Consider the following 24,926-nt stretch of genomic DNA (forward strand, 5'->3'; position numbering starts at 1 on the left):
TTGCCTTTCAATCAATATTTCTCTTCCATAACATCATTTGCATTATAAATTAATTTATTACAGTTTGCAAAGCACATCAGTTTATTAAAATTTATTTCATATAAAATAAAGTGTTTTCTCTTGTATATAATTTTTTTTACTATTGTTTCAATTCCCATTATTTACCAATTCAAATCATAATTATAAGGATTTATTATTAAAATTTTATGTTATCCGTGCTTTCCTGATTGCTTTTTTACACAAACCTAACAAATTATAACATAAAAAAGAGAGCGAAGCAGAAATCAAAAAAATGAATTTGATTTCGACGTCTCGCCCTCATAAATCGATACAACATATATAAAGTATCAAAAGTTATTCGTTAACTTATTTTGCTTGGTTAGATGTACCAAACTCTTTAATTTTACCAATAACAGTAGCTTTAATCGCTTCACGTGCAGGTCCTAAATATTTACGAGGATCATACATTTCTTTATCATTGTCTAAAGCTTCACGAACAGCTTTAGCTGAAGCAATTTGGTTTTCTGTATTTACATTGATTTTAGCAGTACCAAAAGGAATTGCTTTTTGGATATCTTTCGTTGGGATCCCTGTACCACCGTGTAATACTAATGGTAATCCTGTAGAAGCACCAATTTCTTCCATTTCTTTAAATCCTAATTTTGGTTCACCTTTATAAGGTCCGTGTACTGAACCTAATGCTGGCGCTAATGTATCGATACCTGTTTTTTCAACAAGTTCTTGACATTCTTTAGGATCTGCATAGATTACGCCGTCAGCAACTACATCATCTTCTTGTCCACCAACAGTACCTAATTCTGCTTCAACTGAAACACCATGTTCATGAGCATATTCTACAACTTTTGAAGTGATTTCAACATTGTCTTCGAATGAACCATGTGAAGCATCAATCATTACTGATGTAAATCCAGCGTCAATTGCTTCTTTACATTTTTCAAAGCTTGAACCGTGGTCTAAGTGAATTGCAACTGGTACAGTAATTTCTTTGTCATGCATTAAACCTTCAACCATTTTAACAACTGTATAGAAACCACCCATGTAACGAGCAGCACCTTCAGATACACCTAAAATTACAGGAGCGTTCTCTTCTTGAGAAGCTTCTAAAATTGCTTGAGTGAATTCTAAGTTATTAAGGTTATATTGACCTACTGCGTAACCATTTTCTTTTGCATCTATTAACATTTCTTTCATTGAAACTAAAGGCATGAAAGTTCCTCCTTGGTGCTTTAAGCACATATTTTTACAATCTAATTATATCAAAGTCATATACCTTTTGCATTCTTCAATATATTTGTAAGCGTTTTTATTTTATATTTTTATTCTAGATGTATAAAAATCGCCTAAATTTCAAATTTTAATAATCGTTTATACCCCATTTTTATATACATACATTTGAACGAAGCACTAAATAAAAAAAGACACACATCTCGACGTAATAGTTCGAGTATGTGTGTCTTAACATATTATTTAGATTGCTGATGGTTCAATGATGCTTCTATAAATGCTTTGAAAATCGGTTGAGGGCGATTAGGTCTTGATAAAAATTCTGGATGGAATTGACATGCAACGAAAAAGTCATTGCTTGGAATTTCTACCATTTCTACTAAACGACCATCTGGACTTGTTCCAGAAAACACCATTCCGTTTGCTTCGAGTTGTTCTCTATATTCATTATTAAATTCATAACGATGACGGTGTCTTTCTTCAATTTCAGTTTCATTATAAATTGAATTTGCTAATGTACCTTCTTTGATATGACAAGGGTATAAACCTAAGCGTAGTGTACCGCCTAAATCTTCGATATCTTTCTGTTCTGGTAATAAGTCGATTATAGGATGTGGTGTATTAGGATCTAATTCTGCTGAATGCGCGTCATCTAGTCCAATGACATTTCGAGCAAACTCAACAGTTGCTAATTGCATACCTAAACAAATACCGAAATATGGCACATTATTTTCACGTGCATATTTAATAGCTGATATCTTACCTTCACTTGCACGGAATCCAAATCCACCAGGTACTAATATACCATCAACTTCTGCTAATATTTCAGCAACGTTTTCATTGGTAACTTCACTTGAATCAATCCATTTCACTTCGATATCTTTTTTGAATGGATAGCCAGCATGTTTTAATGACTCGACAACTGACAAATATGCATCTTGTAAGCTTACATATTTACCTACTAAACCAATTGTTATCTTGCCATCTAAACTGTTAACCGTATCTAATAAATATTGCCACTCATCTAATTGCGTTTCGTATTTTGGATTTAATTCTAAACGCTTAATCACAATATCGTCCATATCTTGTTTACTTAATTGTAAAGGTATCTCATATAATGAATCAGCATCACGACATTCTATAACGCTTGCTTTATCAATATCACAGAATAGCGCAATTTTATCTTTTAAATCTTGAGTAAGTTCATATTCTGTTCTAACAACAATTAAATCTGGTTGGATACCAAGACCTCTTAATTCTTTCACACTATGTTGTGTTGGTTTTGTCTTCATTTCTCCAGCAGCTTTGATATATGGTAACAAAGTACAGTGAACATACATTACATTTTCGCGTCCTAAATCACTACGGATTTGTCTAATTGCTTCAATAAATGGCAATGACTCTATATCCCCTGTTGTACCACCAATTTCAGTAATAACTACATCTGCATTTGTACTTTCCCCAGCTAATAATAAACGCTCTTTTATTTCATTCGTAATGTGCGGGATAACTTGAACTGTACCACCTAAATAATCACCACGACGCTCTTTTTTTAAGACATGAGAATAAACTTTCCCAGCCGTTACATTTGAATATTTATTTAAATTTATATCAATAAATCTCTCATAATGTCCTAAGTCTAAGTCAGTTTCAGCACCATCGTCTGTCACAAAAACTTCACCATGTTGATATGGACTCATTGTGCCTGGGTCAACATTTAAGTATGGATCAAATTTTTGAATCGTGACTTTTAATCCTCTATCTTTTAATAATCTTCCTAAAGATGCTGCCGTGATACCTTTACCCAATGAAGAAACAACTCCACCAGTTACAAAAATGAATTTTGTCATGTTCTGCCTCCTATGATTAAAACCGTATTTTCTTACAATACGTTTTGATTCGTATCAAATTTCCAAATTAGTTGCTAAATTTTGTGATACAACATTTACATATTTAAATGCTTCATCATTATATGTATTAATTGTCGTAACAAGTACTTTCAAAATATAAAATACTATAAAACTGATATATTATTTAAAACAAAAAAATCGCTCCCTCTCACATGGTTGTAAGGGGGAGCGTATAATATTTATACACGTCGTCCTAATTAAAGGAGCCCGAATAAAATTTTATCATGTTCACGAAAAAAGTCAATTAAATCTCAAAGAATTATTCTTCTGTTTCTTCTTCGTCTTCAAATTCTTCTTCTTCTTCATCTTCTTCGTCTAAATCTTCATCATCTTCATCGATAACGATATCTGTTTCATTAAGATCTTCATCAACATCGTCATCTTCTGGATCTTCTGGATCATTCAAAGTCTCTTGGTCATCTGTAACTGCTGGAATATCATCATCATCAGCCTCATCTTCACCAAGTAATTTTAAGTTTTTATCTTCTTCATCATCGTCGTCCAGAATATCAAATTTTTGAATCGTAGGCGCAATTTTTTCTTCAATATCTGCAACTGAATACCAATCACGTAATCCCCAAATATTTTCACCAACATTTAAAAAACGACCATCTGTGTTTAAATCTGTATAGAATTGAACAATTCTATTTTCGATTTCGTCGTCTTCATAATGTCCAAGTGCTTTAAATTCATCAATAATATCATATAAGTTCATTGTGTCATTTTTTTCATTTAATAACGTATATGCCATATCGATAAATGATTTCTCATCAACCATTTCTTTTGTGTAATCTTGAATTCTCATTATTTATTCTTCCTTTCAAAGGCGTTTATCCAAATCAGTACTAAGTTTAACATAAGTAATAATAACAAATGTAAATTATAAATGACAATTCCTGATTTCGCAATCGCATTTAGTAATTTATATATTTTTCAAAGACAATATAATCATCTGCGGCATCTATTTCAACAAAATTACTGTTTATACATAACGGTTTTAATTCATTATTTTCACCATACAAAGTGATTGTCAATAACTTTACATTATCAAAATGTTTACGTACATATGTAGATAATTGTCTCAATGCGCTTTCAGCAATACCATGGTGCCGTTCTTCTTTGTTAACTTCAACCGAAGAGATATTCATTCGATCTTCATGTCTTTCAATAGCAATAAATCCCACTTTATTATCATCTTTAATTAAATCAATGATATGAATATTGAATGGTTGTTCTTCTGTGTTCGGTTTTAATTTTAAAGAAGAGACATGTTTAGAATCTAGATCAAGGTAATATAACCTTTCTTTTCCAATAGGTCCTTCTTCTTTTGTAGCTGCATGCATAAAGCCCGCACGTTCATAAACATTCCAAGCGCCTTTATTTTCAGCGTCGACCACTAAATATAAATGGTTAAAATTTGGAAAAAGTGTCTGTACATACCTAGGCAGATACATCATCATTTTCGTACCATAGCCATAACCTTGAAAATCTTCATTGACTGATAAGGATCTCACATATATAACTTGATTTGGCGTGTCATATCCTTCATGTTGATAATACTGATGCAGTACAAAGAAGCCAACGACTTCACCTTCATCATTTAGTGCAATATTTGGAATTCTATCTTCATCATTGATCGCATCATCCAATACATCTTTAGGTAATGATGAATAAATTTGCTGTCTTTCACTTAATTTGAAATCATATAAAGATTGTCTATATTTTTCTTCATAAACTTGTACCGTAATATTTTCAAAATTTTCCTTTATAAACATGTTTTAATCCCCTATTAAAAACGTAGTCGTTATTTATTCATACCACTTCTGAATCAAATCAACCTATAAATTTACATATAATTTAGAAACATACCTAATTAATTAACAGCCTTAATTGTGAACTATTCTATCAATCCTATTAAATCCATATTTGATTTTCCTTCATTTTATTATACTATAAGTTATAATGGAAATTTTTATTAGGGGGAATACAGATGAAGATAGGTGTCGATGCTGGTGGCACGCTCATTAAAATTGTTCAAGAAAAAAACGGTGAACGAACATACAGCACAAGATTAACTACTGAAATTGAGGAAGTCATTCAATGGTTAAATCAACAAGATTGTAACAACATTAATCTGACGGGTGGGCAAGCTGCCATAATTAATGAACAACTCAATTGTGAATCTCGTGTATTTGTTGAATTTGATGCTGCAGCTAAAGGGCTAGAAATTCTATTAGAAGAACAAGGTCATTTCTTAGATGATTATATTTTCACTAATGTTGGTACTGGTACTTCACTTCATTTTTCAAATGGCAAAGCGCAAAAGCGTGTAGGCGGAATAGGCACCGGTGGCGGTATGATACAAGGCCTTGGATACCTACTCACAGGTATCAGTAACTATAAACAGTTAACTGATACAGCTCAAAATGGTAACCGTGATATTATAGATTTAAAGGTAAAACATATATATAAAGATAGTGAGCCTCCTATTTCTGGCGATTTAACTGCAGCTAACTTTGGTAATGTGCTACATCATTTAGATGAATCATTTACAGATGCAGATAAATTGGCTTCTGTAATTGCAGTCGTCGGTGAAGTCATTACGACAATGTCAATTACTGTCGCAAGAGAACATAATACAAAAAATGTTGCCTATATCGGTTCTTCCTTCCACAATAACGATTTATTAAAGGATGTCGTCAAAGACTATACTGTTTTACGTGGGTGTGAACCTTATTATATTGAGCATGGTGCATTTTCTGGTGCTCTAGGTTCTATACATTTATAATGCTTATATTCATTAAATTATATAATGTATAGACTGCTCATTAAGCACGTTTATCTGCCACAATATGACATATTAAAAACAGGACATTATATGAGTTATCTAAATGAAAAATGATTTTATAGGATTTTTACAATCATACTGAATGGGTATAAACAAAAAACTGTAATTTCTAGTTTAAAACACTAGAAATTACTGTTTTATTTATAAATATGAAATTGAATAATACAGATACTAATCATGTAACTGTTTAAAATAAGCAGTTGGACTTTACACCAATTGTTTAAATTGACAAAAAGCCTAGACGCCTAATTATGTTCCAGACTTTTTGACATTATCTATTTATGACTCAATCTCTTTATTTCAACTAGTTATTACTCCAAACAAATCTATAACTATTTCGATACGATAAAATTTGTGCTCTAAATTATAAATATTATAAATACATAACTCATAAACAGCTATATTGTTGATAACCTTTAATTAAAATGTTAACTGGTCAATTACTTTTTGAGCAGGCACAACTGTTCCGACTACGCCTGGCTTCAAGTCTATTGCAACTGCATGGTCATCATCACGTAACGTATCTAACCATTCAGCAAATACTTCCCCTTCAATCTCAATAATTTCACATTCTTCAAAATCTTGATTTCTCACCTTTTCAGCTCTGTTTTTAATACTCCATACAGGCATAATATGTGGTTTTTGGTGTGCTTCATCACTGATCATGATAAATTGTTTTTCATTCTTATTAGTTAATCCAAACACAGCATCTTCTTTAGCAACATCTTTAACAAATTCTTTCAATCTAATACTATCCAAATCAGACATCAATTCATTTGAAGCTGCAACGATACGAACGCGTTCACCATCTTTATGTGAAGTTGGGTTCATCAATACCTCATCATCTTCATCAAAAATATCGTCAATTTCATAAGTTACAAAACGATCAATATCAACCGTTTTTACTTTGTCATATTCAATTTGCTCTTTATTTAAATAACTTTCTGCTGTTGCTTTATCTGTCCAAGCACATACTACATTTTGTTCAGATATTTCTTGTCTAATCAAATGCTTTGATTTAGTTGCGACATAAAAAACTTCATTTATTAAAATATCTTGAAAAAATGAACTTTCTTTGTAAGACATATTTTCACCTTCAATTCATTTATAATAATTACTTATATTTAAAATATAAATGACTGTATGTTTCTAGTCAATCAACGAATGTTCCTTATAAATTTAGAAAGTATTAACAGGAATCAAATTTTTCAATAAAAATTAAAGAATAAAAGTCATTCTCTTCCTTGGCTAATATTCTAATCGTATACATAACCACTACGCATTCGCATAAAATATATCAATAGTACTTTGGATCGCTGGTAGTAGTTCACATCTATTGTCCAATTAAAAAATCTGAGACACCTATTTATGTCCCAGACACTTTACATTTTTAGCTTTTAAATTATTATCTACTGAGTAGAACCACTAATTTTAATTCCACATTTTATTTTTCTTGAATCTCTTTTAGAAATTGTTGCTCCAATGTATCAACCGTAGCTTTGTTTTCAGCATGCCATATACAACCAAATCTAGATTGCACCGTATCATTTTCAAACCATTCACCATCATAATAAGAAAGTGGAAATAATACGCCCAGTCGCACATATTTCAAAATTGTCGCAAAAAATTGTTCGTTATCACCAGGCGAAATATAACTATAAAATTTATGATAGCCTTGTTGAAGTAAAGGCTCTAACAACAACATACTTGTCGAACCATTTTGTCTAAAATTCAAATCAATCGCATATACATCATTTTTGTCGTCTAATAACAAGTCAAAGCCCGCTACGCCAAAGTAACCTTTAGATACCCCAATTTCCATGATTTCTCTACCAGCTTCTATCACGTGTTTAGGTACATCCGGCGCATTTTCATTTCCACTATAATAGCCGTAAGCATCTGTGAGTTGAGCTGAAGTACCTATATATCGTATGCCTCCATTTTCAGAATATGCAAATTGTACACAATAATTAGCAATCGCTTCTATCTTTTGCTCTATAATCATTGTGTCTGTTTCTGATTGAGCTTGAGCAATTCGTGTTTTTGCTTTTGTTAAATCTTCTTCTGAATAACAAATCATTACACCATACCCGCCAGCAGTTGGTAAGTCATCCCCAGGTTTTAATACAAATGGGAACGACCATTCAGACACCGCCGCCTCAAAATCTTCAATGTTTACAACTTCTCGACGGGGAAGGAATTGATTGTTCGTCCATTCAGGAATTCTTGCTTTATTATTTAATGCAACAAAGATATCTTTATCTAGTGCATAATGCGCTTTAGTTAATATATCTTCACCATGAATATATTGAAAATAAATTTTCTTATTCTCTTCTTGCGCTAACACTTTTAAAGTTTGTTCATAACTTTGTTGATCGTTGAATTGAATGATATTTGTAGGCATTGTTTTCCCTACCGCTTCAAATAACTGCTTTAATTTATCAGTGACGCTCGCTTCATGAACGATTACTGGCATATGATTAGCTATTATCAGCTCTCTACCTGTTAAAAAATTCGATTGGTGTTCTTCAGGTTCCAGCCATGGATTTGAAATATAAGACGGTCTAGAAGTATAGACAACGCTAGAATCGTAAAGGTCACTAAGTGTTAATTTGGGTCTATGAGAGCGTTCTTTAGTCATTTTTTATGCCCCTTTATAAATTGATGTTGTTCAATAATCTCATCAAACAACGCTTGATTCGTTAATAATTCTAATCCCATAAGCGAGAGAATCTTAGCACCTCTAATTAACGCTTGGTCCCCATGGGTACTTGCTGCAGCCTCTCTAAATCTATGCGTATGACCTACTAAATTACGTGATCCAATTTTAATATGTGGATGTATCGTTGGTACAACATGACTCACATTTCCCGTGTCAGTAGAGCCATAACCAAAATCATCATCAATGACAGCTTCACCCATTTCTGTTGCATATTTAGCAAATAAATCATCTAGTTTTGAAGATTTTATAAACTCGTTCACGCCATTTTGTATAGGTCCAAATTCATAATCACATCCAGTTTGCAATGCCGCACCTTTAGCTATTTGACCAACTCGTTCAGTTAAAATGTCTAACTCATGGCGACTTGTTGCTCTAGTATAGAATCTCGCATGTGTAAAATCAGGTATAATATTCGCTGCTTGTCCACCATCCAATATAACGCCATGGACACGTTGACTACTTTTTATATGCTGACGTAATTGCGCAACCCCATTAAAATATGAAATCATTGCATCAAGTGCATTTTTCGCTTCATCTGCATTTTCAGATGCATGCGCACTTTTACCAAAAAATTTAACATCTAGTACATCTACAGCCAAAGTATTGATTGTTCTGTATGTTTCATTACCAGGATGCACCATTAAGGCGATATCTAAATCATCAATAATACCTTCTTTAACATAAGTCGCTTTAGCACTACCGTTTTCTCCACCTTCTTCTGCAGGACAGCCTAATACAATTACTTTTCCGCCGACTTTATCAATCACTTGCTTTAAGGCTATACCCGCAAATGTACTAGCGGTACCAATAATATTATGACCACACGCGTGACCTAACCCTGGCAATGCATCATATTCGGCCAAGTAACCTATAGTTGGTCCCGTTTGTCCTGAATCATAACTTGCTATAAAGCCAGTCGCATGTCCTGCTATATTTGTTTCGACTTCAAAACCATGTTGCGTTAACGTTTCCGTTAACGTTCTAGATGCAAATATCTCCTCATTACCTAATTCAGGTCTTTGATGGATTTGATGGCTCATTTCTAAATATTTATACTTTTCATTTTCTATATAGTCCAATACAATTTGTTTATTTTCCATAATTCAACACTGCCTCCTAAATTACTTGGCATTATGTTTATACTCAATTTATAAAATAAATCAAATGCAATAAGTAATTTATTAAATAACACAACATATGATTCATAATGCACAAAACATGATTTAATTATTACTTATTCTATCGGGTTTATTGAATTCTGTCATTCATTTTCTGAAATTTATAAAAATAACTTTCATACCCCTTTATACCACATTTCAAAAATTGTAAATCCTCTTTTAACTTGTTACAATTAATTTAAGTTATATATGAGGAGGATACACCATGCCAAAAATGAACGTAGAAAGTTTTAATTTAGATCATACAATCGTTGTAGCACCTTTTGTGAGATTAGCAGGGAAAATGGAAGGCGCTAACGGTGATGTAATTCATAAATATGATATCCGCTTTAAACAACCAAACAAAGAGCATATGGATATGCCTGGATTACATTCATTAGAACATTTAATGGCAGAAAATATTAGAAATCATTCAGATAAAGTCGTTGATATTAGTCCAATGGGTTGCCAAACAGGATTTTACGTTTCATTTATCAATCATGATGACTATGAAGATGTGTTAAATATTATCGAAGCAACAATTAAAGATGTATTAAATGCTACAGAAGTGCCAGCATGTAATGAAGTTCAATGTGGTTGGGCTGCTAGCCATTCATTAGAAGGCGCCAAAGAAATAGCCCAAACATTCTTAGACAAAAAAGCTGAATGGCATGATATCTATGGTGAAGCACAATAATTTATAATGTGAGTTAGCATTTTATAAATATATAAAATAAGAGAGCACAGCGTCATTTCAAACGCATGTGCTCTCTTATTTTAGTTTAGTAAGTTATAATTTTTTGATTAATTTCATCATCACAAATTGCAATGGAATACGTCCGTATAAAGCCCATTTCGGAAGTTGTTGACCAGCAATTGGAATTTGTTTGCGCGCCATATAAATATTCGCTGGTAAGACCGCCCATAAAAACGCTATGAGTGCATTTTTTTGACCCTTAGTAGGTTGTTTCATTAATAATATGACACCAAACACGATTTCCATAACGCCTGTGATTAACACAGCTGCTTTTCGAAATGGTAAGTACGCTGGTACAATACATCTAAATTGTTCTTCATCTTTAAAATGGAGTACCCCTGCAACACTAAAGACAATTCCAAATAGCATTCTTAAAATATGCATTACTTTTCAACACCCATTTCTTTCAAATAGCTTTTGCCAAATTCAGGTAATTTCACACCAAAATTATCAGCAATCGTTGCACCTAAAGAACTAAATGTGCTGTCTATCGTTAGCTCATGATAGTCAGTCATTTTAGGACTAAACATAAGTACAGGAATGTATTCTCTAGTATGATCCGTACCATCTGCAGTTGGATCATTACCATGGTCTGCTGTAATAATAACTAAATCTTCTTCTTGTAAGTGATTCATAAGTTCAGGTAAACGTTCATCAAAATCTTTAATCGCTTGTGCATATCCAGGTTTATCACGACGATGGCCATAAAGGGCATCGAAATCAACAAGATTTAAAAAGCTTAACCCATTAAAGTCACGTTGCACAGTTTCAATTAATTTATCAATACCATCCATGTTATCTTTGGTACGTATCGATTCAGTCACACCTTCACCGTCAAATATATCATTAATTTTACCAAGGGCAATGACATCATAACCATTATCTTTTAATTCATTCATTACTGTTCTACCAAATGGTTTTAATGCATAGTCATGTCTATTAGAAGTTCGTTTAAATGAACCTGGCTCTCCAATATAAGGTCTAGCAATGATTCTGCCTATTAAATATTTAGGATCCTTGGTTAATTCTCTTACTTTTTCACAGATGTCATATAGTTCCTCTAAGGGAATAATATCTTCATGAGCTGCAATTTGAAGTACTGGGTCTGCAGAAGTATAGACAATTAGATCACCCGTCTTCATCTGATGTTCGCCCCATTCATCTATGATTTGCGTACCGGATGCAGGACGATTGGCTACAACTTTACGTCCTGTTAACGTTTCGATTTCATTAACCAGTTCTTCTGGAAATCCTTCTGGATAGACCTTAAATGGTTGCATGATATTTAGCCCCATAATCTCCCAATGGCCAGTCATGGTATCTTTGCCGACTGAAGCTTCACTCATTTTTGTGTAAAAAGCTTGTGGTTCCGCTTCTTTATCAATAACCGGAAGAGGTTCAATATTACCTAAACCTAATTTTTGTAAGTTAGGTAATGACTGTTCAAATCCTTCGAGCGTATGCTTTAAAGTGTGACTGCCTTCATCATCAAAAGCTTTTGCATCAGGTCCTTCTCCAATACCAACAGAGTCCATGACAATTAAATGAACTCGTTTAAATGGTGTAGTCATAATATTCCTCTCCTATTCAGTAATTATTTTATGAATCAATGTTGGTTCATTACCAGTGTCACTAATCGTAATACTTTGCAATAGTTTATCTTTTACGTTATCAATTTGTTCTTGATTGCTGTGGATTGTTAACAAAGCCTCTCCTTTGTTGACGCTATCTCCAACCTTTTTATGCAATACGAGACCCACACTTAAATCTATTTCGTCTTCTTTAGTTTGTCTGCCTGCACCTAACATCATAGAAGCTACACCGACTTCATTTGCAATAATTTCAGTTACAATGCCTTCACTTTGTGCGGGTAGTTCAATTTGATATTTGGCTTGTGGTAATTTTGATACATCGTCTACAACAGAACCATCGCCATCTTGGTTTTCTAAAAATGTTCTGAAACTTTCTAACGCTGAACCATCTTGAATTGCTTGTTCTAACATTTTACGTGCTTCATCAAGATTTTGAGCTTTTCCACCGACGACTACCATCTGTGAACCTAGCGTCATAACTAACTCTGTTAAGTCTTCTGGTCCATTACCTTGCAACGTTTCAATCGCTTCTTTAACTTCTAAAGCATTACCTATTGCATTGCCAAGTGGTTGGCCCATATCCGAAATAATTGCCATTGTATTTCTACCTACATTATTACCGATACGAACCATGGCATGCGCTAACGCTTCTGCATCTTCTAACGTTTTCATAAATGCGCCATTACCGGTTTTAACATCTAATACAATTGCATCCGCGCCAGCAGCAATTTTTTTACTCATTATAGACGATGCAATCAGTGGAATTGAATTCACCGTACCGGTAACATCACGAAGTCCATATAGTTTTTTATCAGCGGGTGTTAAATTCCCAGTTTGACCAATGACTGCAACTTTCGCCTCATTAACCAATTTAACAAATTGTTCTTCGCTAATTTCAACATGGAAACCTTCAACTGATTCTAATTTATCAATGGTACCACCAGTATGGCCTAGTCCGCGACCACTCATTTTCGCTACTGGCACACCTACCGCAGCCACTAATGGTGCAAGTACTAGTGTCGTCGTATCACCAACACCACCCGTTGAGTGCTTATCCACTTTAACCCCATTAATATTAGATAAATCAATGACATCACCTGAATTAACCATCGCCATCGTCAAGGCAGCTCGTTCATCATCATTCATATCTTGAAAATAAATCGCCATCGCTAAACTAGAAGCTTGATAGTCAGGAATATCTCCATTTGTATATCCATCAATAAAGTATTCAATTTCTTGTTTCGTTAGCGCTTGACCATCACGTTTTTTTTCAATAATATCTACCATTCTCATATGAGTTGGCCTCCCCTATTTTTCAAGTCAATACATAACTGTATTCAGACAAGATTTCAGTTATTTATTAATAATCTGAGTCACTTTCTAAACCTTGTACAATTTCAACGCCTGCACTAGCGCCAATACGTGTGGCACCTGCTTCAAGCATATGATTGAAGTCTTCAAGATTTCTAACGCCACCAGAAGCTTTTACTTCTAAATCATCGCCCACTGTATCTTTCATTAACTTAACATCTTCAGGTGTAGCACCACCACCAGCAAATCCTGTTGATGTTTTAACAAAATCAGCACCAGCTACCTTGCTTAATTCGCTTGCTTTGACTTTTTCCTCATCAGTTAATAAGCATGTTTCAATAATAACTTTAACTGTTTTACCGTTCGCTGCACCTACGACACCTTCGATATCTTTTTGAACGTCTTCAAAGCGTCCATCTTTTAAAGCACCAATATTAATTACCATATCTACTTCTGATGCACCTTTATTAATAGCATCTTCTGTTTCAAATATTTTTGTTTCAGTTGTTGATGCTCCTAATGGAAAACCTATAACTGTACATACTAATACATCTGAACCCTTAAGTTGTTCAGCAGCATATTTTACATGTGTTGGATTAATACAAATCGATTTAAAATTAAACGCTTTCGCTTCCTCGATAATTTTATCTATTTGATTTCTCGTAGATTCCGGTTTAAGTAATGTGTGGTCTATATATTTTGCGTAATTCATATTAAATCCTCCTATTATTTTGTTTATTAGCATATGGTGTTTTAACCCACTCATAATTATATAGTAAAATTAAACATATATGTTTATAAACATTCTCTCTTTACCTCTATACTACAAAAATTCGCAAAAATAATAAACAAATGTTATCTTTAATTTGATAAAGAATTTAAAGGAGAAGATGATTATGACAAAAGCAACACCTCATATTCAACCTAATGGGAAAAAAATAGCTAAAACCGTATTAATGCCAGGGGATCCACTTCGTGCAAAATATATTGCGGATAACTATTTAGAAAACGTTGAACAATTTAACGAAGTACGTAATATGTTTGGTTATACTGGTACATATAATGGTAAAGAAGTATCTGTAATGGGATCAGGTATGGGCGTTCCAAGTATTGGTATCTATTCGTATGAACTATACAATTTCTTTGATGTAGACACAATCATCCGTATCGGCTCATGCGGTGCTTTACAAGAAAACGTTAACTTATATGATGTGATTATTGCACAAGGTGCTTCTACGAATTCTAGTTATGTGGAGCAATACAACATTCCTGGTCATTTTGCACCATTAGCAGATTTTGAATTAATATTAAAAGCTAAACAAAAAGCAGATGATATCGGTGCTACGACACATGTTGGCAATATCTTATCTTCTGATACGTTCTATAATGCCGACCCTACATTCAATGAACAATGGCAACGCATGGGTGTCTTAGGTATTGAAATGGAGTCTGCAGCACTATATTTAAACGCTACTTATGCAAATAAAAAAGCTTTAGGCATATTTACAGTAAGCGATCATATCTTACGTGATGAAGCGACAACTGCTGAAGAACGCCAAAACTCTTTCACTCAAATGATGGAAATAGCATTAGAAATTGCTGAATAACATTTTCTTTAGGTTTCAGATTGATATGTAAATAAGTACATATAGAGCTAGTGTGCTAATTCATAACACTCAGCTAACATTTTTTATAAAGAAAGAGGCCCTGTCTATTTAAATAGACAGGGCCTCTTTTATACGTCTAAGCTATATGCCCAGACACTATTCTCTTTATCTTAAACTGAATGTATTATCTACCTAAATATGATTTTAACATCCAGTTATGTTTATCTATATTTGTTTGCATACCGATGAACATATCTTCAGTCACATCATCATCTGCATTTGAAGCAACTTCAATTGCTTCTTCTAATTGTTTAGATACATTATCGAAGTCTTGTGAAAGTTCTTCAACCATTTCTTCAGCTTTGTAACCTTTGCCTGCTTCTTTGATAATTGAAAGATCTAAACTTTCTTTTAATGTTGCAACTGGATTACCACCAGCAGCTAAAATACGCTCAGCTAAATCGTCAATGTATTGACTTGCTTCGTCATATAATTCTTCGAATTTTGTGTGTAGTGAGAAGAAATTAGGACCTTTTACATACCAATGAAAATTGTGTAATTTTGTGAATGCGACTGTCCAGTTTGCTACTTGTTGATTTAATACTTTTACTACTTCTTCATTACTTTTTGCCATGTAAAATCTCTCCTTTAAATTTCAATATTATCATTAAATGACAACACCGTTCTTGATTACAATAATTATTATATTATAATAATTCTAATCTGTAAAGAATATTCGTGCTCTAAATTAGAATCATTTTAATTTAGATGTCCATTTAATGACCTACACTTATTATAACAAATTGCGCACTACTTATTCCAAGTCTTTTCTATACGGCATTGCGCCTTGTGCACCTAAACCTGTCACTGAAAAACTACCAGCCAAATTAGCAAAATTCACAGCATCTTCCAATGACTTATTTTCAATTAATGCAACTGCTAGTGCACCATTAAAAGTATCTCCAGCTCCTGTTGTATCTATGACTTCCTTTTTATAACCTTCAATCAGTTGTTGCGTATCGCTATAAAACAATGCGCCTTTTGCGCCTTGCGTAATAATAAGTTTACGTGGATATGCTTTAAGTGCTTGTTCTACTTGATGGTCAAATAGTAATTCACTTTCTGATTCGTTCGGCGTTATCCATGTTACTTTTTCGATTACTTCTTTATCCAATTCACGATAAGGCGCAGGATTTAAAATAACTTTGATACCATGCTTTGCTGCATATGTGACAACTGATTGAACCGTTGCTTCAAGAATTTCATGTTGGAGCAAAATAATGTCATCTTCACCAAAGTTTTCCAACTTTGGCAAAACAATATCTGGTGTAATATAGTTATTGGCAGCCGGAACGACAATAATACGATTATCATCTTCAAATAATGTAATGTGTGCTGTACCTGACTTCTCATTGTCAATGATGTCCATGTAAGTGGTATCAACATGATTATCTTTCAAGTTTTCCAAAATTTGTTTGCCGTATGCATCATCGCCCACTGCACCTATCATATACACTTCATTACTTAAGCGTGCAGCCGCTACCGCTTGATTTGCGCCTTTGCCACCAGGATTAGTAAAAAATGAAGTGCCCATTACTGTTTCTCCTGCTTCGGGCAATATATCAGTTTTTACAACTAAATCTATTGATGCACTACCAATTACAATAATTTTTCCCATGTTTGTTTCCTCCGTATTTTCAGTAAAAAATAATCAGTCAATAAAAAATGATTTTTCATAATCATTAGGTTCATGCCAATGGGTTTTCCACATATGATTTCTATTATCAGCAAATAATTGATAACCAAAATCTCTGATTATATTTGGCACGAAACGCAACAAGATACCTAACCATTTGTAGTTAGTCAACGATGTGATTAAGGTTGTAATTGCATCAGATTTATATTTCAACTGGTCACCTTCTTGTAAAATCACACTATCGTATTGTTGCGCTTCTGGATAATTTTCTAATAAATTTTGTGCTACATCACCCTGTAATTTGGCAAATTGATAACGTGTAGAAAGTCCGTGTTGAATTAACCAGATCGCATAGTTATAACAATAAACACAGTTACCATCATAATAAATTATTGGCATATACAACGCTCCTAAAATGATATATTTAGTCTACCATTATCATTATATAATGGGACTTACTTTTATTATATCCTAATTTCCTTAAAATAAATCATAAGTGCTTATATCTGCCTATTCCTATCAGTGCTCGTCGATTAAAAACATTATGTCTTTTTTACGCTTCTGTTTTAAAAGTATCCACTATAATTTAAATAATTAATAGACATTTATATTGTCATACTTTGCATAAAAAAATGACCAATCCATTCTTGAAGGATTGATCATTTCATATGCTTTCATAATTACTTATGCTTCATCATAACGTATAAGTTCAATTATTCTAAACTCTTTTTAATCTTGGTTCACTTTAACAATTCTAGTATATTTTAGAAACTGTTCTGTGTATTTTTGTTTAATTTCATTTAAACTGTCATACGTGATAGCGACAATATGCCAATTCGGATTAAAATGATAAAACGAATCTTTTTTTCTAGACCATTTAACCATAGTACCATCTTTATTATAACGTGGTAACGTCATCTCATAGCCTTCCAACACATTGATATATGTTTGAAAAATATCAGGATCTATACGGTTAAAATTATCTATAACTAAATAACTTTTATCTTTTCGAGGCATGAGATTCGTTATAAAACCTTCTCTATAATATAAAGCGCCCGTCTCATTTGGTAAATATTTTCCATAAAGCATGTCTTCTGTGAAATCCGGGTGCCCAGAAGTAATAACTGGATTCGCATTTGTTTTTTGCAATAAGTCTTCTGCCGCTTTTAATCCTTCTCCTTTATCTACTACAAGCAGAATAAATGGTTTCAAATCTTCTGCTGGCTTATCTATCACATTATCGCTTTGCACGGCTTCAAATTGTGGTTTCAAACCATCATTCGCACTCATTTCAAGTATAGATTCAAATTGCGTTTGTGACATACTTGCAATCGCTTGTTTTGCATTTTCCTGTAAGTAGTAAAGATTTTTTAATTTAGGATGCTTATTCAAAGTACTTAATGAGACAGGTTCAATTTCTTTTTCAAAATATACTTCAATAGCCGTACTATTAGTTCTACCAGGAATAGGTGGCTTTTCATGTATATGTTTACTCACTTCACCAACGCCAATGACCGATTGCTCTCGTTTTTTATTATAAAAAACAAGTTGGTCCCCTATTTCTAACTGTGTATAAAAATGATAACCATTTCTTTTTATACCATTATACGTATGTGTAAATATCGTGTTATATGATTCTGGTTCAAATTCTTGTTCCTCAGATATAAAAAAGTATCTAGGTATTTTAGTTTGGCCTTTGCCTAAGCTAACGATTAGTTCATACTCTTCTTTAGTAATTTGATTAAATAATGTTTCTTTCATATTACCCATTCTAAATTCTAACTGTTCACTTCTTTTTAAATAATCAGCTGTTAACGGCTTTAATTGTTCTTGTAATTCAAAATGAACGCGAATTTTATTTTGAGCACCCGTTTGTACACTTGTGATTTCACCAAATCCTAATAAACCAGTGTCCATCTGCACTTGATAAAAGATGACCTGGTCACCAACTTTGGCCTGTTTAAATGAACGGAAACCTTGAGAGGGATTAAATTGTGCACCTGATTCAAATAATGTTGTTTGTCCAACCATTGGTTCATTATGGTTCCAGCGATTATAACCGCAGTTTAACCAAAAATAACTTGTTTCCTCTGCCATTTAGATACTCCTTATCTCATATAAAAATTCTATTTTTCCTATTATATGAAAAATCACCTTATAGAACAAACATTACAATAAGTTGATTAATTTCATAGTGATTAAACTTGTAATAATAACAACGATCCAAGTCACTAAACCAAGTAATATAGGTTTGATACCCGCTTGTCTAAATTGTTTGAAATCCACATTCAAACCAATACCAGCCATCGCTATTGTAATTAAAAATAACGATAATTGTTGAAACATATGAATCACTGATGGTGAAAAATTGAAAATTGTACTTATCAATGATGCTATGACAAACCAAACAATAAACCATGGGAAGATTTTAGCTATGGATGTGTGCGATTGCTTCTCTTTTTCTTTTTTAATAGTTCTATATGTAAAAAATAAAACGACTGGAATAATCATTAACGTACGTGTTAATTTAACAACGGCCCCTGTTTCCAATGCAGTTTTACCGTAATTAGAAGTTGCTGCAATGACACTTGACGTGTCGTTAATCGCCGTTCCTCCAAAATAACCAAAAGTCGCTTGTCCCATATGCATGATATGACCAATTGGTGGGAAGATGAACACTGCTATGAGATTAAATAAGAAAATCGTCGAAATAGCAAATGCAACTTCACTTTCCTTTGCTTTTATAACCGGACTCGTTGCGGCAATTGCTGAACCACCACATATGGAAGTCCCTACCCCAATTAATATACTTAAATGTTCATTAATATTAAACAGTTTCATTAATACATAAACAATTAATGCCGCTGCAAACAATGTAACAAAAATAATTGGTAAAGATCTCCAACCGATGGTGCCAATAGATTGGAAGCTTAATGTAAACCCTAACACGACTATACTATAGTGTAATATTTTTTTACTGCTGAATTTTATACCAGCATCATATTTTTTAGGGATTGTTATTATATTATTAATTAAAATACCTATTATGATTGCAAATATAGCACTCCCAATGATAGGGAATTTACTGCCCATAATTGTAGCGACCATTGCGATTACTAAAGTCATAATGAGGCCTCTTGCTTTATCCAATCTTGCCACCTCCAATTTAAATACTATTTTAACATATTTCAGCTTATCTAAACTGTAAATATTGAAATGTACACGGTGTTATAAAGAAAAATTAAACTTATGTTTAAGAACTTTATTGCTAATCACACATTGTCTCTCCATATTTTATAAAATTCATAAAAAAAGTATCATTCACGCAATCGCAAAGATACTCAATTTATACATTATTAAGTTAACGTTAAAGCGCCCAGAATTGGCATCGTATTAATTAACACACCACCGAATTTGAGCATACCATTTATTTCTTTATCCGGTATTGTAATCAATGCTGCAATAATTCCTATTACACCAAAAATCATTGGAACAGCCATCGAAGGAAATATATCCGTCTTTAAAAATATGCCTGCACCAGATAAAAGACCACATACAAGTGATACATATAAAAACTTAATCATTTTAATGCACTCCCACTTCTATCTCTATAAGTAACTTACAATCAATTCATACTGACCTTCAAATATTGTATCTAAATCATCAGACGTTAATATAAAATTCTGTCCTTGTACTAAATCGAATACTTCACCATCAATAATGACTTGACCTTCACCTTTGAGCACAGAAATCAATACAAACTCTCTTGGTTTCATATAATTTAATGTACCTGAAATGTTCCATTTTACAATTGTAAAAAAGTCATTAGAAACAAGTTGTGTACGTTTATGATTTTCAATGATTTCAGTATCTGTTGGTATATTAATACTTTCATTTGCGATTTCAATTACTTCTTTCGCTTTAACTTGATTTAATTCGCGTTTATCGCCTGAATCTTGTGCACGGTCATAGTCAAACACACGATAAGTCACATCAGATGATTGCATCGTTTCGTAAACAAGTACACCTGCGCCAATAGAATGAATCGTTCCAGCAGGTATAAAATAGAATTCTCCCGCTTTAACTTTCACTTTATTAAATAACGAATCGTAATCCGCTTCATCAATCTTGTCAATTGCTGTTTCTTTCGATTGGGTATTTAATCCATATATAATTTCAGCGTCTTCTTCAGCATCTATAATATACCAACATTCAGACTTACCATATTGTCCATTCTCATTTTCATATGCATACGCATCATCTGGATGTACGTGTACAGATAAAGATTCTCTGGCATCTACAATTTTAGTCATTAATGGAAATTCTTGGCTCGGAAAATCACCAAATAGTTCTCGATGTTCATCCCATACTTGATCTAGTGTTTGCCCACGATATGGTTCGTTTAATATTTCACATTTGCCATTTGGATGTGCTGAAATCCCCCAAACTTCTCCGATATAATCACTGGGTAAATCATATCCAAATTCTTTTAATCGACTGCCACCCCATATTTTTTCATGAAAAATTGGTTTTAAAAATAACGGCATTCATCGCACCTCCAAATTCTTAAGTTGTAATCATATTTAAAATTATATTTTTTAAGTGAATGTTCTCATTTAAATTCATCTTTTTTTACAGAACTAGTGTGATTGTATCACATAATTACTGAGAGTATAAATGACTATACGCGTATTTCAATATATTTAAAATCACTTATTATTATATCAACGACCCATTTAAATTGGTAGTTCATTCTATTTTGTACAATCACATGACGAATCATTTTAATGAACGATTATATTATCGCCGGAAATTTTTCTTGTTTGGACTTGCCAATACAATCTAATTGACTTTATAATTAGATATAGAGTTTTTTACAAACTCTATCTGTTTTTACATATAAGGTATTGTATTAATTTATGATTATTTGGAAAAGCTGATTACTTTTTCAAATTATAAAATTTGCTATTAGGGGTCTGAGACATAAATAGGTGTCTTAGGCCCCTTTTCTATTTAGTAGTAGATGTAAAATACGCTGACTATTGGACACTATTTCATGTATGTATAAGTACCTTGCTCTAAAATTACTAAAATCCACACAACATGATAAAAGCACCTTTTCATATTATCATGTGAAATGGCGCTTTTTTTATTATGTTTCTTTGAAGTTAGCTAATATGGTTTGTTTTACTTCGAGTAAGTGAGATTGCATGGCTTTAACTGCTGTCTTATCATCCTGCTCTAAAATGGCATGATAAATCATCTCGTGTTCTTCGAGTAATTTAGTCATTGTTTTTTGTTTATCATAGATAAATATTTTTCTAGTTTCTTCCATTGAATTTTGCATAAGTTCTGATATGTTATTTAATAACTCTACTAATAATGAATTTTGAGCTGCATGTGCGATTGCAAGGTGGAATTCTAAATCTGCTTTTTCTCCTGAAGTGCCATCAATTACTGCTTCCCCCATCACAGACAATGCTGTCGCTAGCTTTTCTAAATCTGCTTTATTACGGTATCGTGCAGCATTTGCTACTGTTGCACTTTCAACAATTTCTCTTAGTTCTAATAATTCTTTTATTTGAACTAAAGAATTGAATTTGTCCCCAAATTCAAAAAAAGTAGGCTCAATTTGTTTGATAAAAGTACCATATCCTTGTTTCATTTCTATTACGCCTATCGTTCTCAGTGCATTCAACGCTTCCCTCACTGACGCTGTGCTTACTCCAAATTGCTTACTTAATTTTTGGATAGACGGTAATTTATCACCAACCTGATAATCCTCAGATTTAATATTTTCTAAAATGATATCTGCAACTTGTTCATATATTTTTGGGTTTGAAATATTCATATTAACCTCCAAGCGATATAATTTATTGTATCAAATTTTCGCTCGTAATTTGCTTAAAAAAGCAATTATTTCTAACAAAAAAGAACCAATTTACACCATCATGTAAATTGGTTCTTTATTTAATTATATTTTATTTATTTTTAAACTGGTCTAATGCGTCTTCGATTGATTGTTCACCGCTCACAACTTGAAATTCAGTATTTATATAATCATCCGTTGCAAGTACTTCTTTAATGACTGAAGCAACATCTTCGCGTGGAATTGAACCTTTATCTTCGAAAAATGCATCTGCTGCAAATTTGTTTATGCCAGAATCATTTAACAATATACCCGGATGCACAATTGTATAACCTACATCCGCTTGTTTAAGATATTCATCTGCATAATGTTTCGCGATCGTGTATGGTTTCAAATCACCACTTGCATCAAAAGCTTCTCTTCTAGAATCATAAGTAGACACCATGACATATTGTTTTACATGGTTTGCTTCACTGGCTTTAATTGATTTGATAGCGCCGTCTAAATCTACGCTAATTGTTTTATCTGCACCAGTGCTACCACCTGATCCTACTGAAAATACAATTTTATCGAATCCTTGTAACTTTTGAGTTAACGTTTCAATATCATCAGCTTCAACATCAATCAATGTCGCTTTCACACCATTGTCTTCTAAAGCTTGCACTTGTTCTTCTTTTCTAACACCTGCGACAAATGATTCGCCACTTTCTTTTAATTGATTTACTAAATATTGACCTACGCCACCATTTGCACCTATAACTAATGTACTCATTATATAGCCTCCTTCAATAAAATCTTAAATTCATTTTAACACTTCTACATATTTTTAAAACTATTGTGCTTTGAACATTGACTATTCAACAAAATTATATTAATATATGAACAAATATTCATATATTAATGTGAAGAAATGAGGTTAGTAGATATGGCGGAATCAATTAATGAACAAACGGTAACATATGTCACCGATATTTTTAAAGCGTTAAGCGAAGGTAATCGCCTACGTATCATGCACCTTTTGATTCAAGGCGAATGTAGTGTAGGTCACATCGCACACACTTTAAATTTAAGCCAATCAAATGTTTCACATCAATTACGTATTCTTAAACAAGCACATTTAGTGAAATCGAATCGCCATGGGCAATCTATGATTTATCAAATAGATGATACGCATGTGACTACTTTAATAAAACAAGCAATTCATCATGCCTCACATAAACAATAATTGAAAGGTGGATATTCATATGTCAGAACATCACGAACATAATCATGCTCACGGTCATGTACACACTAATAATAAAAAAATATTGCTTATCAGCTTTTTAATTATTGGTAGTTTTATGATTGTCGAAATAATCGGTGGTTTTTTAGCAAATAGTTTGGCTTTACTTTCGGATGGTTTACACATGTTTAGTGATACAATTTCACTTGGTGTCGCACTCCTTGCTTTTATCTATGCCGAAAAATATGCAAATAAAAATAAAACTTTTGGGTATAAAAGGTTCGAAATTTTAGCTGCACTTTTTAATGGCGTAACACTTTTTGTCATTGGTATCATTATCATTATTGAAGCTATTGAAAGATTCTTTAATCCAGTAGAAGTACAATCGACTGAAATGTTTATCATCAGCGTTACTGGCCTGATAGTCAACATCATTGTTGCTTTATTAATGTTTAGAGGTGGCGATACATCGCATAACATTAATATGCGTGGTGCTTTCTTACATGTTATGGGAGACCTTTTAGGTTCTGTTGGAGCTATTATCGCTGCGATACTCATATGGACTTTAAATTTAACGATAGCTGACCCAATAGCTAGTATCATTGTGTCACTGCTAATTATTAAAAGTAGTTGGGGCATTACAAAGTCTTCATTAAACATTTTAATGGAAGGTACACCTATCGATATAAATATGTCTGAAGTCATTGCCACTATTAAGGAAGAGGATGCAATCCAAAGCGTACATGATTGTCACATTTGGACAATATCTAATGAATTAAATGCATTAAGTTGTCACGCTGTTGTCCCTCATGAGATGTCAGTAGCTCAAGGTGAGCAATTGTTAAATAAAATAGAACACAAACTACAACAATTGAATATTCAACATATGACGATTCAGTTAGAAACCAAAGATCACCAACATGACGATGAGACGTTATGTTCATCTATATATAAAACTACTGCACACAATCATGCACATGATCATTAAAA

25 protein-coding genes are annotated in these 24,926 nt (G+C 32.9%); 5 read left to right on the forward strand and 20 right to left on the reverse strand.

Annotated features, from left to right (window positions below; genetic code table 11):
* Positions 1-366 precede the first annotated feature (366 nt).
* From fdaB to L987_RS05135, 4 genes are all read right to left on the reverse strand, one after another.
* A complete protein-coding gene (gene fdaB, locus L987_RS05120; RefSeq protein ID WP_011302664.1) occupies positions 367-1,227 on the reverse strand; it encodes a class IIb fructose-bisphosphate aldolase FdaB in 861 nt (286 codons plus the stop codon).
* A 257-nt stretch (positions 1,228-1,484) separates the two neighbouring features.
* Positions 1,485-3,095, reverse strand: a complete 1,611-nt coding sequence (locus tag L987_RS05125; protein WP_047503320.1) for a CTP synthase — start codon at positions 3,093-3,095, stop codon at positions 1,485-1,487.
* A 319-nt stretch (positions 3,096-3,414) separates the two neighbouring features.
* The gene (gene rpoE, locus L987_RS05130; RefSeq protein ID WP_047503322.1) at positions 3,415-3,960 is read right to left on the reverse strand and encodes a DNA-directed RNA polymerase subunit delta; all 546 of its coding nucleotides are present in this window, start codon (positions 3,958-3,960) and stop codon (positions 3,415-3,417) included.
* 109 nt (positions 3,961-4,069) lie between these two features.
* On the reverse strand, positions 4,070-4,930 hold the full coding sequence (locus tag L987_RS05135) for a GNAT family N-acetyltransferase (protein WP_011302661.1): 861 nt from the start codon (positions 4,928-4,930) through the stop codon (positions 4,070-4,072).
* 215 nt (positions 4,931-5,145) lie between these two features.
* Between L987_RS05135 and coaW the strand changes: the two genes are divergently transcribed.
* A complete protein-coding gene (coaW, locus tag L987_RS05140) occupies positions 5,146-5,943 on the forward strand; it encodes a type II pantothenate kinase (protein ID WP_047503324.1) in 798 nt (265 codons plus the stop codon).
* Positions 5,944-6,423: 480 nt separating this feature from the next.
* Here the strand turns inward: coaW and L987_RS05145 are convergent, their stop codons facing one another.
* The 3 genes from L987_RS05145 to L987_RS05155 form a co-directional block, all read right to left on the reverse strand.
* Complete coding sequence (locus L987_RS05145) at positions 6,424-7,089, reverse strand: DUF2750 domain-containing protein (RefSeq protein WP_047503326.1); 666 nt, start codon at positions 7,087-7,089, stop codon at positions 6,424-6,426.
* Positions 7,090-7,447: 358 nt separating this feature from the next.
* Complete coding sequence (ldmS, locus tag L987_RS05150) at positions 7,448-8,644, reverse strand: L-aspartate--L-methionine ligase LdmS (RefSeq protein WP_011302658.1); 1,197 nt, start codon at positions 8,642-8,644, stop codon at positions 7,448-7,450.
* Positions 8,641-9,825, reverse strand: coding sequence for a M20 family metallopeptidase (locus L987_RS05155; protein ID WP_041080792.1), 1,185 nt, complete (start codon positions 9,823-9,825; stop codon positions 8,641-8,643). The genes ldmS and L987_RS05155 overlap by 4 nt, the downstream gene beginning before the upstream one ends.
* Before the next feature lie 283 nt (positions 9,826-10,108).
* On the opposite strand from L987_RS05155, the gene L987_RS05160 reads away from it, so the two are divergent.
* Positions 10,109-10,579 (forward strand): S-ribosylhomocysteine lyase, encoded by a 471-nt coding sequence (locus tag L987_RS05160; RefSeq protein ID WP_002482698.1) that lies wholly within the window; start codon positions 10,109-10,111, stop codon positions 10,577-10,579.
* 93 nt (positions 10,580-10,672) lie between these two features.
* Here L987_RS05160 and L987_RS05165 read toward each other — a convergent pair whose 3' ends face one another.
* The 4 genes from L987_RS05165 to deoC form a co-directional block, all read right to left on the reverse strand.
* The gene (locus L987_RS05165) at positions 10,673-11,023 is read right to left on the reverse strand and encodes a DoxX family protein (RefSeq protein WP_047503329.1); all 351 of its coding nucleotides are present in this window, start codon (positions 11,021-11,023) and stop codon (positions 10,673-10,675) included.
* Positions 11,023-12,210 (reverse strand): phosphopentomutase, encoded by a 1,188-nt coding sequence (deoB, locus tag L987_RS05170; protein WP_047503331.1) that lies wholly within the window; start codon positions 12,208-12,210, stop codon positions 11,023-11,025. Before deoB ends, L987_RS05165 begins: the two co-directional genes overlap by 1 nt.
* 12 nt (positions 12,211-12,222) lie before the next feature.
* The gene (locus tag L987_RS05175) at positions 12,223-13,524 is read right to left on the reverse strand and encodes a pyrimidine-nucleoside phosphorylase (RefSeq protein ID WP_011302654.1); all 1,302 of its coding nucleotides are present in this window, start codon (positions 13,522-13,524) and stop codon (positions 12,223-12,225) included.
* A 67-nt stretch (positions 13,525-13,591) separates the two neighbouring features.
* Positions 13,592-14,254, reverse strand: a complete 663-nt coding sequence (gene deoC, locus L987_RS05180; protein WP_002482694.1) for a deoxyribose-phosphate aldolase — start codon at positions 14,252-14,254, stop codon at positions 13,592-13,594.
* Positions 14,255-14,438: 184 nt separating this feature from the next.
* Here deoC and deoD point away from each other — a divergent pair, with 184 nt between their 5' ends.
* Complete coding sequence (gene deoD, locus L987_RS05185) at positions 14,439-15,149, forward strand: purine-nucleoside phosphorylase (protein ID WP_011302652.1); 711 nt, start codon at positions 14,439-14,441, stop codon at positions 15,147-15,149.
* 184 nt (positions 15,150-15,333) lie between these two features.
* Here the strand turns inward: deoD and L987_RS05190 are convergent, their stop codons facing one another.
* The 9 genes from L987_RS05190 to L987_RS05230 form a co-directional block, all read right to left on the reverse strand.
* Positions 15,334-15,783 (reverse strand): Dps family protein, encoded by a 450-nt coding sequence (locus tag L987_RS05190; RefSeq protein WP_011302651.1) that lies wholly within the window; start codon positions 15,781-15,783, stop codon positions 15,334-15,336.
* 180 nt (positions 15,784-15,963) lie between these two features.
* The gene (rbsK, locus tag L987_RS05195) at positions 15,964-16,827 is read right to left on the reverse strand and encodes a ribokinase (protein WP_011302650.1); all 864 of its coding nucleotides are present in this window, start codon (positions 16,825-16,827) and stop codon (positions 15,964-15,966) included.
* Positions 16,828-16,860: 33 nt separating this feature from the next.
* Positions 16,861-17,244 (reverse strand): thiol-disulfide oxidoreductase DCC family protein, encoded by a 384-nt coding sequence (locus L987_RS05200; RefSeq protein ID WP_002482690.1) that lies wholly within the window; start codon positions 17,242-17,244, stop codon positions 16,861-16,863.
* A gap of 330 nt (positions 17,245-17,574) precedes the next feature.
* On the reverse strand, positions 17,575-18,942 hold the full coding sequence (locus tag L987_RS05205) for an EVE domain-containing protein (protein ID WP_011302649.1): 1,368 nt from the start codon (positions 18,940-18,942) through the stop codon (positions 17,575-17,577).
* A 72-nt stretch (positions 18,943-19,014) separates the two neighbouring features.
* Complete coding sequence (locus L987_RS05210) at positions 19,015-19,995, reverse strand: YeiH family protein (RefSeq protein WP_011302648.1); 981 nt, start codon at positions 19,993-19,995, stop codon at positions 19,015-19,017.
* Positions 19,996-20,201: 206 nt separating this feature from the next.
* Entirely contained in the window at positions 20,202-20,429 is a 228-nt protein-coding gene (locus tag L987_RS05215) for a hypothetical protein (protein WP_011302647.1), read from the reverse strand.
* Between the two features lie 24 nt (positions 20,430-20,453).
* Positions 20,454-21,392: a type I phosphomannose isomerase catalytic subunit gene (locus L987_RS05220; protein ID WP_002482686.1), complete on the reverse strand. Its 939-nt coding sequence runs from the start codon at positions 21,390-21,392 to the stop codon at positions 20,454-20,456.
* Positions 21,393-21,997: 605 nt separating this feature from the next.
* Entirely contained in the window at positions 21,998-22,696 is a 699-nt protein-coding gene (locus tag L987_RS05225) for a FadR/GntR family transcriptional regulator (protein WP_002482685.1), read from the reverse strand.
* A gap of 130 nt (positions 22,697-22,826) precedes the next feature.
* Positions 22,827-23,486 (reverse strand): NAD(P)-binding oxidoreductase, encoded by a 660-nt coding sequence (locus L987_RS05230; RefSeq protein ID WP_011302646.1) that lies wholly within the window; start codon positions 23,484-23,486, stop codon positions 22,827-22,829.
* Positions 23,487-23,639: 153 nt separating this feature from the next.
* Between L987_RS05230 and L987_RS05235 the strand changes: the two genes are divergently transcribed.
* Both L987_RS05235 and czrB read left to right on the forward strand, forming a co-directional pair.
* On the forward strand, positions 23,640-23,939 hold the full coding sequence (locus L987_RS05235; protein ID WP_011302645.1) for an ArsR/SmtB family transcription factor: 300 nt from the start codon (positions 23,640-23,642) through the stop codon (positions 23,937-23,939).
* 19 nt (positions 23,940-23,958) lie between these two features.
* Positions 23,959-24,924, forward strand: coding sequence for a CDF family zinc efflux transporter CzrB (czrB, locus tag L987_RS05240; protein WP_047503333.1), 966 nt, complete (start codon positions 23,959-23,961; stop codon positions 24,922-24,924).
* Positions 24,925-24,926 lie beyond the last annotated feature (2 nt).

Source organism: Staphylococcus sp. ZWU0021 (assembly GCF_000798895.1).
Lineage (GTDB): Bacteria > Bacillota > Bacilli > Staphylococcales > Staphylococcaceae > Staphylococcus > Staphylococcus saprophyticus.

Coding starts and splice junctions, on each gene's coding strand:
- fdaB (WP_011302664.1), bottom strand. CDS start 1,227: ATGCCTTTAGTTTCAATGAAAGAAATGTTAATAGATGCAAAAGAAAAT.
- L987_RS05125 (WP_047503320.1), bottom strand. CDS start 3,095: ATGACAAAATTCATTTTTGTAACTGGTGGAGTTGTTTCTTCATTGGGT.
- rpoE (WP_047503322.1), bottom strand. CDS start 3,960: ATGAGAATTCAAGATTACACAAAAGAAATGGTTGATGAGAAATCATTT.
- L987_RS05135 (WP_011302661.1), bottom strand. CDS start 4,930: ATGTTTATAAAGGAAAATTTTGAAAATATTACGGTACAAGTTTATGAA.
- coaW (WP_047503324.1), top strand. CDS start 5,146: ATGAAGATAGGTGTCGATGCTGGTGGCACGCTCATTAAAATTGTTCAA.
- L987_RS05145 (WP_047503326.1), bottom strand. CDS start 7,089: ATGTCTTACAAAGAAAGTTCATTTTTTCAAGATATTTTAATAAATGAA.
- ldmS (WP_011302658.1), bottom strand. CDS start 8,644: ATGACTAAAGAACGCTCTCATAGACCCAAATTAACACTTAGTGACCTT.
- L987_RS05155 (WP_041080792.1), bottom strand. CDS start 9,825: ATGGAAAATAAACAAATTGTATTGGACTATATAGAAAATGAAAAGTAT.
- L987_RS05160 (WP_002482698.1), top strand. CDS start 10,109: ATGCCAAAAATGAACGTAGAAAGTTTTAATTTAGATCATACAATCGTT.
- L987_RS05165 (WP_047503329.1), bottom strand. CDS start 11,023: ATGCATATTTTAAGAATGCTATTTGGAATTGTCTTTAGTGTTGCAGGG.
- deoB (WP_047503331.1), bottom strand. CDS start 12,210: ATGACTACACCATTTAAACGAGTTCATTTAATTGTCATGGACTCTGTT.
- L987_RS05175 (WP_011302654.1), bottom strand. CDS start 13,524: ATGAGAATGGTAGATATTATTGAAAAAAAACGTGATGGTCAAGCGCTA.
- deoC (WP_002482694.1), bottom strand. CDS start 14,254: ATGAATTACGCAAAATATATAGACCACACATTACTTAAACCGGAATCT.
- deoD (WP_011302652.1), top strand. CDS start 14,439: ATGACAAAAGCAACACCTCATATTCAACCTAATGGGAAAAAAATAGCT.
- L987_RS05190 (WP_011302651.1), bottom strand. CDS start 15,783: ATGGCAAAAAGTAATGAAGAAGTAGTAAAAGTATTAAATCAACAAGTA.
- rbsK (WP_011302650.1), bottom strand. CDS start 16,827: ATGGGAAAAATTATTGTAATTGGTAGTGCATCAATAGATTTAGTTGTA.
- L987_RS05200 (WP_002482690.1), bottom strand. CDS start 17,244: ATGCCAATAATTTATTATGATGGTAACTGTGTTTATTGTTATAACTAT.
- L987_RS05205 (WP_011302649.1), bottom strand. CDS start 18,942: ATGGCAGAGGAAACAAGTTATTTTTGGTTAAACTGCGGTTATAATCGC.
- L987_RS05215 (WP_011302647.1), bottom strand. CDS start 20,429: ATGATTAAGTTTTTATATGTATCACTTGTATGTGGTCTTTTATCTGGT.
- L987_RS05220 (WP_002482686.1), bottom strand. CDS start 21,392: ATGCCGTTATTTTTAAAACCAATTTTTCATGAAAAAATATGGGGTGGC.
- L987_RS05225 (WP_002482685.1), bottom strand. CDS start 22,696: ATGAATATTTCAAACCCAAAAATATATGAACAAGTTGCAGATATCATT.
- L987_RS05230 (WP_011302646.1), bottom strand. CDS start 23,486: ATGAGTACATTAGTTATAGGTGCAAATGGTGGCGTAGGTCAATATTTA.
- L987_RS05235 (WP_011302645.1), top strand. CDS start 23,640: ATGGCGGAATCAATTAATGAACAAACGGTAACATATGTCACCGATATT.
- czrB (WP_047503333.1), top strand. CDS start 23,959: ATGTCAGAACATCACGAACATAATCATGCTCACGGTCATGTACACACT.